The sequence below is a fragment of the Anaerostipes sp. MSJ-23 genome (assembly GCF_018918155.1).
Lineage (GTDB): Bacteria > Bacillota > Clostridia > Lachnospirales > Lachnospiraceae > Anaerostipes.
The window spans coordinates 21,226-33,970 of the sequence record NZ_JAHLPY010000017.1 but is presented as its reverse complement, the minus strand read 5'-3'; the positions used below and the strand labels follow the sequence as shown (position 1 = coordinate 33,970).

At 33.0% G+C, this 12,745-nt stretch carries 13 protein-coding genes; 10 read left to right on the top strand and 3 right to left on the bottom strand.

The features are described from left to right. Positions 1-53: 53 nt before the first annotated feature. From KQI71_RS10255 to KQI71_RS10230, 6 genes are all read left to right on the top strand, one after another. Positions 54-824: a ParA family protein gene (locus tag KQI71_RS10255; protein WP_216435964.1), complete on the top strand. Its 771-nt coding sequence runs from the start codon at positions 54-56 to the stop codon at positions 822-824. 2 nt (positions 825-826) lie between these two features. Further along, positions 827-1,720, top strand: a complete 894-nt coding sequence (locus KQI71_RS10250) for a ParB/RepB/Spo0J family partition protein (RefSeq protein ID WP_216435962.1) — start codon at positions 827-829, stop codon at positions 1,718-1,720. Positions 1,721-1,736: 16 nt separating this feature from the next. Further along, positions 1,737-2,228, top strand: coding sequence for a DUF4446 family protein (locus KQI71_RS10245; RefSeq protein ID WP_216435960.1), 492 nt, complete (start codon positions 1,737-1,739; stop codon positions 2,226-2,228). Between the two features lie 13 nt (positions 2,229-2,241). Next, entirely contained in the window at positions 2,242-3,528 is a 1,287-nt protein-coding gene (gene serS / locus KQI71_RS10240) for a serine--tRNA ligase (RefSeq protein WP_216435959.1), read from the top strand. Positions 3,529-3,593: 65 nt separating this feature from the next. Then, positions 3,594-4,268 (top strand): response regulator transcription factor, encoded by a 675-nt coding sequence (locus KQI71_RS10235; RefSeq protein ID WP_216435957.1) that lies wholly within the window; start codon positions 3,594-3,596, stop codon positions 4,266-4,268. A 92-nt stretch (positions 4,269-4,360) separates the two neighbouring features. Then, on the top strand, positions 4,361-5,278 hold the full coding sequence (locus KQI71_RS10230; protein ID WP_253288035.1) for a sensor histidine kinase: 918 nt from the start codon (positions 4,361-4,363) through the stop codon (positions 5,276-5,278). A 55-nt stretch (positions 5,279-5,333) separates the two neighbouring features. Here the strand turns inward: KQI71_RS10230 and KQI71_RS10225 are convergent, their stop codons facing one another. Next, positions 5,334-5,525, bottom strand: coding sequence for a hypothetical protein (locus tag KQI71_RS10225; RefSeq protein WP_216435953.1), 192 nt, complete (start codon positions 5,523-5,525; stop codon positions 5,334-5,336). A gap of 45 nt (positions 5,526-5,570) precedes the next feature. Then, positions 5,571-5,921, bottom strand: a complete 351-nt coding sequence (locus tag KQI71_RS10220) for a cupin domain-containing protein (protein ID WP_216435951.1) — start codon at positions 5,919-5,921, stop codon at positions 5,571-5,573. A 211-nt stretch (positions 5,922-6,132) separates the two neighbouring features. Here KQI71_RS10220 and KQI71_RS10215 point away from each other — a divergent pair, with 211 nt between their 5' ends. Beyond that, positions 6,133-6,900 carry an ABC transporter ATP-binding protein gene (locus tag KQI71_RS10215; protein WP_216435949.1) on the top strand — a complete coding sequence of 256 codons (768 nt, stop codon included), beginning with the start codon at positions 6,133-6,135 and terminating at the stop codon, positions 6,898-6,900. Then, the gene (locus KQI71_RS10210) at positions 6,890-8,938 is read left to right on the top strand and encodes an ABC transporter permease (RefSeq protein WP_216435948.1); all 2,049 of its coding nucleotides are present in this window, start codon (positions 6,890-6,892) and stop codon (positions 8,936-8,938) included. The genes KQI71_RS10215 and KQI71_RS10210 overlap by 11 nt, the downstream gene beginning before the upstream one ends. 61 nt (positions 8,939-8,999) lie before the next feature. Here the strand turns inward: KQI71_RS10210 and KQI71_RS10205 are convergent, their stop codons facing one another. Beyond that, entirely contained in the window at positions 9,000-10,802 is a 1,803-nt protein-coding gene (locus KQI71_RS10205; RefSeq protein WP_216435947.1) for a hypothetical protein, read from the bottom strand. 177 nt (positions 10,803-10,979) lie between these two features. Here KQI71_RS10205 and KQI71_RS10200 point away from each other — a divergent pair, with 177 nt between their 5' ends. Further along, positions 10,980-11,726: a DeoR/GlpR family DNA-binding transcription regulator gene (locus KQI71_RS10200; protein ID WP_216435945.1), complete on the top strand. Its 747-nt coding sequence runs from the start codon at positions 10,980-10,982 to the stop codon at positions 11,724-11,726. Next, on the top strand, positions 11,723-12,628 hold the full coding sequence (gene pfkB, locus KQI71_RS10195; RefSeq protein ID WP_216435943.1) for a 1-phosphofructokinase: 906 nt from the start codon (positions 11,723-11,725) through the stop codon (positions 12,626-12,628). The genes KQI71_RS10200 and pfkB overlap by 4 nt, the downstream gene beginning before the upstream one ends. The last annotated feature ends 117 nt before the right edge of the window (positions 12,629-12,745 follow it).

Here is a 12,745-nt window from a genome sequence, read left to right as displayed (position 1 = left end):
CATATAGAAAAGGAAAAAAATAAGTGCTATAATGTTTTCAAAAGGAGAATATTATGGGAAGAACAATTGCAATTGCAAATCAAAAAGGTGGTGTAGGCAAGACAACAACTGCGGTGAATCTTTCGGCAGCATTAGCTGCAAAAGGAAAGAAAACACTCATTGTTGATATGGATCCACAAGGAAATACCACCAGTGGACTTGGTCTGGATAAGAATGATCTAGAAAAAACAACTTATGAAGTTATTACGAATGAATATCCAATAGAAGAGTGCATTCATCAAGATTTGTTTGAAAATCTTTCCCTGCTTCCTGCAAATCGAAATCTAGCGGGTGCTGAAATTGAATTAATGACTGTTGATAAAATGCAGTTTATTATGAAAGAAAGCTTAAATCAAGTGAAAGATGATTATGAATTTATTATCATAGATTGTCCGCCAGCACTTGGAATGTTGACAGTTAATGCAATGACAGCCGCAGATACAGTTATTGTACCAATTCAATGTGAATTTTATGCGTTAGATGGATTGACACAATTAATTTATACCATTGAGTTGATACAGAAAAGTTTAAATCCAAATCTGAAAATAGAAGGTGTCGTATTTACAATGTATGACGCACGAACAAATTTGTCTCTTCAGGTAGTAGAAAATGTAAAATCCTATTTAAATCAAAATATTTATAAAACAATTATTCCAAGAAATGTTCGTTTGGCAGAAGCTCCAAGCCATGGTCTTCCGATTAATTTATATGATGCAAGATCGACTGGGGCGGAAAGTTATGGACTTCTTGCTGATGAAGTTATTGAAAATGGAGGTGCAGAATAGGCATGTCAGGGAAAAAGAAAGGTCTTGGACGCGGTTTGAATACATTAATTCCAAGTGTTCCAATTATGGACAGTGGACTGACAAAAGAAGTGGCAGAAAAGAAAGAAGATCATTCTATCAGTGAGTTGATGATGCCAATTCAGAAGCTTGAGCCAAATCCTCAGCAGCCAAGAAATCAATTTGATGAAGATGGATTGCAAGAACTGGCAGATTCTATAAAGCAGTATGGAATTCTTCAACCTTTATTAGTAAAAAAAAGAGATCATTATTATGAGATTATTGCTGGAGAACGCAGATGGAGAGCAGCAAAATTAGCAGGAATGAAAGAAGTACCTGTCATTGTAAAAGATTTTACAGAACGTGAAATTGTTGAAATTGCATTGATTGAAAATATACAAAGAGAAAATCTTAGTCCGATTGAAGAAGCAATGGCGTATAAAAAGCTGATGCAGGATTTTCAATTGAAACAAGATGAAATCGCAGCGAAGGTAAGTAAAAGTCGTGCTACAATTACAAATTCTTTAAGATTATTGAAATTAGATCATAGAGTTCAAAACATGCTTGAAGATGAAATGATTAGTACAGGACATGCAAGGGCTTTGCTTGGAATTTCAGATGGAGATATGCAATATCAAATTGCAATGAAAGTTTTCGATGAAAAATTGAGCGTTCGTGATATTGAAAAACTTGTAAAAACAATGAATCAGCCCAAAAAAGAAAAAGAACAGAAAGATAAATATTCGTTTTTATATCAGGATCTGGAAGAAACAATGAAACAGATTTTGGGAAGTAAAGTACATATTAAAAATAAAAAAGATAACAAAGGAAAAATTGAGATTGAATATTATTCCCGCGATGAATTAGAAAGAATCGTGGATATGATAAAATCTATTTAGGAGGAACATAATAAGAATGTGGGAAACAATAAGAAGTGTTGATATCCTGTATATTACTATGGGGTTAGCAGCACTGGTGGTTCTATCGTTTCTGTTAATCATTGCGCTTTTTATAAAAACAAGTAAATTAAAAAAGCGTTATGAAAAATTTCTTTCGGGAAATGATGGCAAATCTCTGGAAAAATCTATTTTTGATAGATTTGAAAAAATGGAGAATATTGCGCAGGAACAGAATGTGATCGAAGAAGAAATCAATGATGTTCGAAACCAGTATTCTAATACATATTCTAAAATGAAGATTTATAAGTATGATGCATTTTCGGATATGGGTGGAGAGACTAGTTTTGTTCTTGGACTTTTGGATAAGAACAATGATGGAATGTTATTGAATAGCATGATGAGCCAAAGTGGTACCTATGTTTATGCAAAGGAAATTACCGGTGGCAAATCAAAAGTAGCATTATCAAAAGAAGAAATGATCACATTGGAAGATTGTATGAATCAATAATTTGGAGGAAGATATGTTAGATATTAAATTTTTAAGAGAAAACCCGGATATTGTAAAGAAAAATATTCAGAATAAATTTCAGGACCGTAAATTACCATTAGTAGATGAAGTAATTGAATTAGATAAAGAGAATCGTGAAATTAAACAGGAAGTTCAGTCTCTTCGTGCAGATAGAAATAAATTATCAAAACAGATCGGTGCTCTGATGGGACAGGGTAAAAAAGATGAAGCAGAAGAAGTAAAAAAACAGGTAACAGCTTCTGCAGATCGTATTGAAGAACTGAGTGAAAGAGAAAAAGAAGTTGAAGAAAAAATTAAAAAGATCATGATGACAATTCCAAACATTATTGATCCATCTGTACCAATTGGAAAAGATGATAGTGAAAATGTGGAACTTGAAAGGTTTGGAGAACCAGTAGTTCCTGATTTTGAAGTACCTTATCATACAGATATTATGGAAAGCTTTGATGGAATTGATTTAGATAGCGCAAGAAAAGTTGCAGGAAATGGTTTTTATTATCTAATGGGAGACATTGCAAGACTTCATTCTGCTGTTATTTCTTATGCAAGAGACTTTATGATTGATCGTGGATTTACTTATTGTGTTCCACCATTTATGATTCGAAGCAATGTCGTAACCGGTGTTATGAGTTTTGATGAAATGGATGCTATGATGTATAAGATCGAAGGGGAAGATTTATATCTGATTGGTACAAGTGAGCATTCTATGATTGGTAAATTTATTGATACAACAACACCAGAAGCAGAACTTCCAAAAACATTGACAAGTTATTCTCCATGTTTCCGAAAAGAAAAAGGAGCTCATGGAATTGAGGAACGTGGAGTTTATCGTATTCATCAATTTGAAAAACAGGAAATGATCGTTGTATGTAAACCAGAAGAAAGTAAAATGTGGTATGATAAATTATGGAAAAATACAGTAGATCTGTTCCGTTCTATGGATATCCCAGTACGTACTTTGGAATGTTGTTCTGGTGACCTGGCAGACTTAAAAGTAAAATCTGTAGACGTAGAAGCATGGTCTCCAAGACAGAAAAAGTATTTTGAAGTTGGAAGCTGCTCTAATCTTGGAGATGCACAGGCAAGAAGACTTCGCATTCGTGTAAAAGGTGAAAATGGAAATTACTTTGCCCATACATTAAATAATACAGTTGTTGCACCACCTAGAATGCTAATTGCGTTCCTTGAAAATAATTTAAGAGAAGATGGAAGTGTTGCAATTCCAGAAGTTCTAAGACCATACATGGGTGGAAAAGAATCTATTCAGCCAAAGAAATAGTAAAATTTAAAAAAGGCATCTCAAAATGAGATGCCTTTTTTCTTTATAAGAAAGAGTAAGAAACCATGAAAAAAACAAATATTTTAATTATAGAGGATCATGAACCAATTCAAAAAGAATTAGCCATTTTTTTAGAAAAATATGGATATCAAGTAACAGTGCCGCAACAGTTTGATACAGTTGTAAACGATTGTCTGAAGGAAGACATAGATTTAATTTTATTGGATATTAATCTGCCTGTTTTTGATGGCTATTATATTTGCCGTGAAGTACGAAATCATTCAGATGTACCAATAATTGTTGTAACAAGCCGGAATAGTGAGATAGATGAATTGATGAGTATGAATCTTGGGGCAGATGATTTTATTACAAAACCTTATAATACTCAAATTTTATTAGCTCGCATTACAGCACTATTAAAAAGAACAAAGAAGGTATCCGAAGAAGAAAATATTATAAAATGCAGAGGATTGGAAGTTTTTTTAAATAGGAGTGTTGCGTTATATCAAGGACAAGAAATAGAACTTAGTAAAAATGAAATGAAAATTTTATATACCTTGATTAAAAGAGAAGGATCAATTGTATCTAGAGATCAATTAATGGAAGCATTATGGCAATCTAATGAATTTATAGATGATAATACACTTACAGTGAATATTAATAGATTAAGAAAAAAATTGGAGACAATCGGATTAGAAAAATTTATCACAACCAAAAGAGGACAGGGGTATATGATATGACATTTGGCACATATATAAAAGATCGCAAAATTTCTTGTATGATAGAAATAATTCTTATAGTCTTTATATTCTTTTTCCTTATGATGTTTCAGATGAATCTTTTTGCAATTGTTTATTTAATCAGCATTTTAGTTTTTGTAAAGCTTGTGGGCTTTTTGTATGTTTATTTTAAAAAGCGAAATTTTTATTGTTCTTTACAGGAATCTTTAGAAGGACTTGATAAGAAATTTTTGCTTTTAGAAATGATAGAGCGTCCGGAATTTTTAGAAGGACAGATTTTTTATGATTGTTTGTCTGAATGTAATAAGTCTATGAATGATGAAGTCTTTAAATGTCAGCAACAGTCTTCTTCCTATAGAGAATATATTGAAATGTGGATTCATGAAGTGAAGACTCCTTTAGCTGCAGGAAAATTAATTATAGAAAATCACCCTTCTGAGATTCAAGATATATTAAAAGATGAGCTTAATCAAATCGAGTCGTACTTAGATCAGGCGTTATATTATGCAAGAAGTACAAGTGTAGAAAAAGATTATATGGTTAAGTGCATTGATTTAAGAGAAATTGTGGAAAGTGTCATAAGATCCAATGCAAGAATGTTGATAACAAATAAAATAAAAGTAATATTAAATGAATTATCTTTTTCAATATTTAGTGATGAAAAATGGATAGAATTTATTCTTCAGCAAGTTGTGATAAATGCGGTTAAATATCGGAAAGAGTCCAAAGCAGAAATTGTTTTTGAAGCTAGAGAAGAAAAGGATCGAGTTATTCTTAAGATTTGTGACAATGGAATTGGAATTTCAAAGAGAGATCTTCCTAAAGTGATGGAAAAAGGTTACACAGGGACAACTGGTCGAAATTATAAACAATCAACAGGAATGGGATTATATTTATGCAAGTGTTTGTGTAATAAATTAGAGATTGATTTTTGGATTGAATCTAAAGAAAAAATAGGAACAAATGTATTTATAGGATTTCCAAGAAATTCTATGATATTTCTGAAATAAAAGAAGATGCCATATCGAAAAGTATTCGTATGGCATCTTTTTGTCTGAAGAAACCTTAAGACTTATCATGATCATCGGCAGGAACAAAAGGAGGTTTATATGGATATAGATCTTCATAAGCCTCCAATTCTTCCTCTGTTTTTGGAACAACTTGAATCAATCCGGTACAGTCTGTTGTAGAGCAAACATTGCACATTTCAAAAATATTTTCATCGATTTCTTCGTTTGTCTTTTTTTTATCCATCATCAGTTCGCCTCCTTACAGAGACAGTATGGCTGATTTTTGATAAAATTATTTATCTAATAAAATTAAAGCTATAAAAATCAGATCTTCATCACCGATATTTTCAATTCCATGTCCAGCTCCATCACTGGTAAATGTTGTATCACCTGCATGGATTTTATATTTGTTACCATTATCATTGTAAAGAGCAGTTCCCTGGAGAATATGATAAGCTTCACCTTCATTTTCATGAGTGTGGTAACCTAGAGCACATCCAGGAGGAATAATGACTTTACCAAAAAGGCGGCTACTGTTTTTCATTTCAGTTTCAGATAAAAATGCCATTTTTTTAATCGGCGTGTCAGAACCGTTGGCATCTTTTAAAGTTTCAATTTTGACATCTTCATTTTTTAAGTACATAGATGATCCTCCTAAGTTTTATAATCAAGATTAAATGTATAAATTTAGTATAATCCGTTTCACTTTTATTGGCAATATGACAAAAATGTAAGTTTTCTGTAAGGGAAATCGATGGATAGAGTGTTGCTTCAGTGCTATATTATAGACAAGACAATAAGAGAAACAAAAAAGCAATATCAAATAGATTATGAAAAAATAAGGAGATGGAAAAATGAGTTCTGTATTGAAAGTCGATAATATTGAAAAATATTATGGAAGCAAAGCAAATCTGACAAAGGCAATTGACCGGATCAGTTTTGAGGTAGAAAAAGGGGAGTACATTGGAATTATGGGTGCGTCTGGTAGTGGAAAGACAACGTTGTTAAATTGTATTTCTACAATTGATCATGTAACTGCCGGGAATATTTTGATCAATGGGATGGATATTACAAAACTAAAAGGAAAGTATCTTTCTAAATTTAGAAGAGAAGAGCTTGGTTTTATTTTTCAAGATTTTAATCTGTTAGATACATTAACGGCATTTGAAAATATTGCTTTGGCACTTACGATCATGAAAGCTCCGGCAAGAGAAATTGAGGAAAGAGTTAGATCAATTGCAGAGAAATTAATGATTACAGAAGTACTAAATAAATATCCATATCAGATGTCTGGAGGACAGAAGCAGAGAGTTGCAGCTGCAAGAGCCATAATCACAAATCCATCGTTGATCCTCGCAGATGAACCAACTGGAGCATTGGACAGCAAAGCGGCAAGGATGTTATTAGACAGTATGGACACGATGAATATGGAACTTAATGCAACAATTCTAATGGTAACGCATGATGCTTTTACAGCTAGCTACTGTAAACGTATTTTGTTTATCAAAGATGGAAAAATTTTTAATGAACTTATTCGCGGAAATGATTCAAGGAAACAATTTTTTGACCGTATCATTGAGGTTGTAACATTGCTTGGAGGTGACAGTACAAATGTATTCTAAAATTGCATTTCATAATGTCAAAAAGAGTATGCGGGATTATACAATATATTTTTTAACATTGACATTTGGAATTTGTTTATTTTATATGTTTAATTCTGTTCATGCACAACAGGCTGTTTTAAAACTGAATGAGAGTCAGAAATCCATGATGCATGTTATGTCAATGATTATCAATTGGATCTCAGTATTTGTGGCAGTTATTTTAGGATTCCTCATCATTTATGCAAATCAGTTTTTAATGAAGAGAAGACATAAGGAAATGGGAATATACCTGTTGCTTGGAATGGAAAAACGACAGGTTTCAAAAATTCTTTTGATCGAAACATTTCTAATCGGTGTTTTTGCATTGATCGCAGGACTCATCGCAGGGGTATTTTTATCACAGGGATTAGCAATGTTAACAGCTAGAATGTTTGCCGTACAGATGAAAGAATTTAAGTTTGTGTTTTCTCAAACTGCATTAATTCAGACAATAGTGTATTTTGCCATTATTTTTATAATTGTGATGATTTTTAATGGAATCAGCATATCAAAATATAAATTGATCAATCTGTTAAATGCGGCAAAGAAGAATCAGAAAGCAAAATTGAAAAATCCAATTTTGTCAGTAGTCTTATTTATTATATCGATTGGATGTCTTGGCATGGCCTATCATTTGATTGAGAAAAACCAAATGCTTGCGATTGATACAGATTTTAAGATCAGCATACTTCTTGGAGTAATAGGGACATTTCTGTTTTTCTTTTCATTGTCAGGATTTTTACTGGAATTTGCAAAAAGAAATAAAAGATTTTATTATAACGGATTGAATATGTTTATTTTAAGACAGATCAATTCAAAGATCACAACAACATTTGTGTCAATGTCAATGTTATGTTTAATGCTATTTTTAGCGATCAGTGCTTTTGCAACGGGAAGTGGATTAGCAAGCTCTGTGAAAACAGATCTTGATGATATGACCAAATTTGATTATACATTTTATGGATTATTAAAAAGCGGTTATCAGAAAAATCAAGAACAAAAATTATTGAAAAAAATGAAAGATCTTGGGCTGGATGTGGAAAAAGATGCAAAAGAAATTTTAGCAATCAATGTGTATAAAAATGGTAATTTTAAAAGCAGCAGATATAGTATGGAACCACTCTTGAAAGGAAGAGAAAAATATTCTAATTATACAGCAAGTTATGTGAAAAATCTTTATAGAGTTCCATTAACATTTGTAAAGCTATCTGAGTACAATAAGATTCATAAAAAGCTCGGTGAGAAGGAATTAACTTTAAAAGATGATGAATATGCATTAAATTGTGATTATGGAAATCTGATTCCAATCTTGGAGAAGGCGGCAAAAGATAAGCAAGAGATTAAATTAGACGGAACAACATATAGGATGAAATATGGATTGCAAAAAGATACCTTTATGGTAACAGCAGCAAAAACAGATATGGGAACGGTTGTTTTAAATGATAAAGTAATTGATTCATTAAAGATCAGTGATTCCACTTTATATTTGAATATCAATTGGAAAGGAAACGCCCAGAAAGTATCACAAAGATATACAAAATATTTAAAACAGCTGCTCACAAGCGGTAAAATGCCAAACTCACCATATTCAGCAACGATTTCAAAAGAAGAGGTATATGAACAAAGTACAGGGTTAAGTACGATCATGACTTATATTGCGATTTATATCGGATTAGTATTTTTGATCACTTGTGCAGCAGTACTGGCATTACAACAATTAAGTGAAAATGCAGATAATATCGAAAAGTATCAATTATTAAATAAAATTGGAACTTTACAAAAAATGATCAATCATGCAATCAAAGCACAGATCATTATTTATTTCTGTCTTCCATTGAGCTTAGCGTTAGTACATTCCTATGTAGGAATTAAAACAGCTTCTATTTTGATTTCAACATTGGGACAGATTAATATATCAGAATCAGTAGTACAATCATTAGCCATTGTTTTAGTGATTTATATCGGATATATGATAGCAACTTATCTAGGAAGCAAAAATATGTTAAAAGAAAAATAAAAAAGAAATGGCAGAGTTTAATTTTTCTGCCATTTCTTTTTTTGAGGTTATATGAAAAAAGTTATTTATTGATAGCTTTTCCATTTACATATAATGTATATCCATTAAAATCAATATTACTGTAAGAACTGTCTTTATCATTGAGAGATGTTACATAAGAATCTCCAGTCAGTTTCATCTTAGAAGAAGAATCTAAAGTTAAGGAAATCTTCTTAGCACTGTTCTTAGCATTAATAGTTCCTGTATAAGTGGAGGAATTGCTGAGCTTCATTGTAAGTGTAGATAATTTATCTAAATTGATATTGCCAGTGAATGTCTGTTTGGAAGCATTTAATTTCACAGTACCTCCATTAGATCCACTTTGTCCCCATTCAGATGTTCCTTTGACGGAGAGAAGAGTGTTGCTTCCGTAAGATAATTTTGTATCTGTAAGGTTGATCACTGCATCTGTATTTGTTACAAAGAACATTGGAGCTTTTTTGTAATAGCTGGAATTTTTAGATACAGATAAAGTTGAATTTTTAGCTGTAAATGTTCCAGTTCCAGTAGAAGCATCACCAGACATTGATTGATAAATCATGATACCGGCATTATCTACATTGTTTCGATTGCCAGCACCGCTTGCACTTAGCGTGGAATTTGTCACTGTTGCTGAATTTTTTCCTTCAATGACAACCATTTGAGAACCAGAAGCAGTTCCTTTTGTGTTGTTGACGGAAATGTTTCCTGTGGAATAAATGACAGGTGATCCAGCTCCTTTTGTTGATAAGTCAGAGTTTTTAGCAGTTACAGTTCCTTCTCCACGATCAGTAGCAAGAGAGGCGCAAGAATTACCTGCTGTTTGTACAGTCACATGATTTGCAAGAATTGTTCCGCCATAAGTAGCGTCAAGTCCACGAGCAGAAGCATTACCAGTTGTTGTAATCGTTGAGTTACTGATCTTAATTTTTGCTTTACTTCCAGTTGCAAAAACAGCATTGCTGCCTTTTGCAGAAGTAGTGATTTTTGTATTATTAATCGTTGCAGAAGATTTTGAGGTTACAAGCAATCCGGAATTAGTTCCGTAGAACTCAGAGTTTTCCGTATTGCTACTATCTCCGGAAGATTTTTGAATAACTGCATTTTTTAAAGTAAGAGATCCGCCGTTTTTTACAAGAATCCCACATTGATCTTTTTTTGTGGCTTTATAAGTTCCAGATAAAGTCTTAGAAAATTTTGAGATTATTTTTGAAGCTGTGTATTTCACCGACTTTGTATGACTTTGTGGGGAACTACTTGGTACTCCAGAAGATGCTATGTTAGAATCTTGTGATGGTAATTGGGGCTGTCCGTTAGAAGTCATTAATTTTTGTGTCATGAAGGATTCTCCAAATGTAAGCCCACCTGCAAGTAATAGGGAAATGACGCCATAAGCAATGCTCTTTTTTCCAGATATGAAAGTTTCACGGAATGTTTTCTTATGAAAACTTGAGAAAATCAAGTAAAGAAGACACAGTGAAAAAAGAAAACTTTCCGCTCCAAGAAGAGCAATGGAACTTGTAGAAATCTTCATAGATGGCTGTTTTCCAGAAGGTTGTTTCATATCTGGTGGTTGTTGTGATGAATTTCCAGAACTTCCGGAAGGTTTTTCTGGTGGTCTATTGGTATTTTTGTTATTACTGTTTTTATTGTTTTTATTGTTATCTCCTCCAGGAGTTTGTGTATTTCCAGGTGCACTGCCTCCGGCAGAAGATTGTTGCTGCGTTTGACTGGATGGTGCAGATGGTTTACTTTGTGTCTTTATATGGAAGATTGTAAAGCCAATAGATGCAGCAAGAAGAATCATTAAACTTGTTGTAAGAATATTTTTCTGTATTCGTTTCATTTGTTCTACCTCCTTTTATTTACATCATAAAAAGAAAATGTGTAAGAAATAAGGAGGAAATGTGTAGAAAATAAAAAAATGAATAAATTGTGAATGATTGAATATGAAAGAAAATGATTGACTATGACTGAAATCATGATATAATTAAGATAGATAAGTAAAAAAGGAAGTGGTGAAATGCTGGCGCAGGAACGGTTTGAGAAAATTTTAGAATTGCTCAGAGTTGAGCAATCTGTTACAGTTACTGAGCTGACAGAAAAACTAAATATTTCAGAATCTACGATTCGTCGAGATTTGACAGCTTTGGATCAACAAGGGCTTCTGATTAAAGTATATGGGGGAGCGACAGCAGTAAAATCTGTATTGGCACGTGAGGAAGCAGTTGCACAGAAGTCTGGAAAAAATTTAAAAGAAAAACAGGAAATTGCCAAATATGCGTCCAGCTGTATTTTACCTGGAGATTTTGTTTATATTGATGCAGGAACAACGACAGAGCTGATGGTTGATTTCCTAGGGAAAAAAGATGTCACTTATGTAACAAATGGGATCAGTCATGCAAGAAAACTAATGAATAAAGGAAGCCGAGTCTTTTTATTAGGAGGCGAAATCAAAGCTGTAACAGAAGCAATCATTGGAGAAGATGCGCTCGAAGATCTTGAAAAATATAATTTTACAAAGGGATTTTTTGGAACAAATGGTGTAGATCAAATAAGCGGATTCACAACTCCGGATTTAAAGGAAGCAGCTGTAAAGAGAAAGGCAGCAGAACATTGTAGCCAGATATTTGTTTTGGCAGATCATAGTAAATTTGATCAGGTATCACCGGTAAAATTTGCAGATCTTAAAGATGCAGTGGTTATTACCGATCAGCTTGAAAATAAAAAATATCAGAAGTTAACAACGATCAAGGAGGTATTTTCATGATTTATACAGTAACATTTAATCCGGCCATTGATTATGTGATTAAGGTAGACAATCTAACACTTGGAATGGTAAACCGTACGACAAGAGAAGATATATATTGCGGAGGAAAAGGTATCAACGTATCTAATGTTTTATCTAATCTTGGGATTGACAGTGTTGGTCTTGGTTTTATCGCTGGATTTACAGGAGATGCAATTGAAGCTGGAGCAAAAGAACTTGGCTTTACCCCAGATTTTATTCGATTGAGAGAGGGAATGACAAGAATCAATGTAAAAATAAAATCAAATGAAGAAAGTGAAATTAATGGAATGGGTCCAGTTATTCATGAAGATGAACTGCAAGTTATGTATGAAAAATTGGATCAGTTAAAAGATGGAGATATGCTTGTATTGGCAGGAAGCATCCCTGCAAGTCTTCCAGAAGATATTTATGAAAAAATCATGGAACGATTACAGGAAAAGAAAATTCAGATTGTTGTTGATGCGACAAAAGATCTTTTATTAAATGTATTAAAATATCATCCATTCCTTATTAAGCCAAATAACCATGAACTTGGAGAAATGTTTGGTGTTGTATTAAAAGGAAATGATGAAATTATTGAATATGCAAAAAAACTTCAAGAGAAAGGTGCAAGAAATGTTCTTGTATCCATGGCTGGAGATGGTGCAATTCTTGTAACAGAGGATGGACAAGTTCATATTTCTCCATGCCCGAAGGGAGAAGTAAAGAACTCTGTTGGAGCCGGAGATTCTATGGTTGCCGGATTTATTACAGGTTATATTAGAAGTAATGGAGATTATAATGAGGCATTAAAGATGGGAACGGCAGCTGGAAGTGCGAGTGCATTCTCTGAAGATCTTGCGACTGGTGAAAAGATTATGGAATTATATTCTCAATTATAATGCAAATATAAGAGTGCTGTGATAAAATGAGTCTGAGCAATCAGGCTCATTTTTATTACTTCATAGGAAATTTGTCGCTGAAGCGATCCAACGCAGGCGGACAATTCTGTAGAACAG

What these genes read in the sequence shown, in the direction of transcription:
- pfkB (WP_216435943.1), top strand. Translation starts at nt 11,723, where the DNA reads ATGATTTATACAGTAACATTTAATCCGGCCATTGATTATGTGATTAAG.
- serS (WP_216435959.1), top strand. Translation starts at nt 2,242, where the DNA reads ATGTTAGATATTAAATTTTTAAGAGAAAACCCGGATATTGTAAAGAAA.
- KQI71_RS10230 (WP_253288035.1), top strand. Translation starts at nt 4,361, where the DNA reads ATGAATCTTTTTGCAATTGTTTATTTAATCAGCATTTTAGTTTTTGTA.
- KQI71_RS10220 (WP_216435951.1), bottom strand. Translation starts at nt 5,921, where the DNA reads ATGTACTTAAAAAATGAAGATGTCAAAATTGAAACTTTAAAAGATGCC.
- KQI71_RS10225 (WP_216435953.1), bottom strand. Translation starts at nt 5,525, where the DNA reads ATGATGGATAAAAAAAAGACAAACGAAGAAATCGATGAAAATATTTTT.
- KQI71_RS10235 (WP_216435957.1), top strand. Translation starts at nt 3,594, where the DNA reads ATGAAAAAAACAAATATTTTAATTATAGAGGATCATGAACCAATTCAA.
- KQI71_RS10215 (WP_216435949.1), top strand. Translation starts at nt 6,133, where the DNA reads ATGAGTTCTGTATTGAAAGTCGATAATATTGAAAAATATTATGGAAGC.
- KQI71_RS10210 (WP_216435948.1), top strand. Translation starts at nt 6,890, where the DNA reads ATGTATTCTAAAATTGCATTTCATAATGTCAAAAAGAGTATGCGGGAT.
- KQI71_RS10200 (WP_216435945.1), top strand. Translation starts at nt 10,980, where the DNA reads ATGCTGGCGCAGGAACGGTTTGAGAAAATTTTAGAATTGCTCAGAGTT.
- KQI71_RS10250 (WP_216435962.1), top strand. Translation starts at nt 827, where the DNA reads ATGTCAGGGAAAAAGAAAGGTCTTGGACGCGGTTTGAATACATTAATT.
- KQI71_RS10245 (WP_216435960.1), top strand. Translation starts at nt 1,737, where the DNA reads ATGTGGGAAACAATAAGAAGTGTTGATATCCTGTATATTACTATGGGG.
- KQI71_RS10255 (WP_216435964.1), top strand. Translation starts at nt 54, where the DNA reads ATGGGAAGAACAATTGCAATTGCAAATCAAAAAGGTGGTGTAGGCAAG.
- KQI71_RS10205 (WP_216435947.1), bottom strand. Translation starts at nt 10,802, where the DNA reads ATGAAACGAATACAGAAAAATATTCTTACAACAAGTTTAATGATTCTT.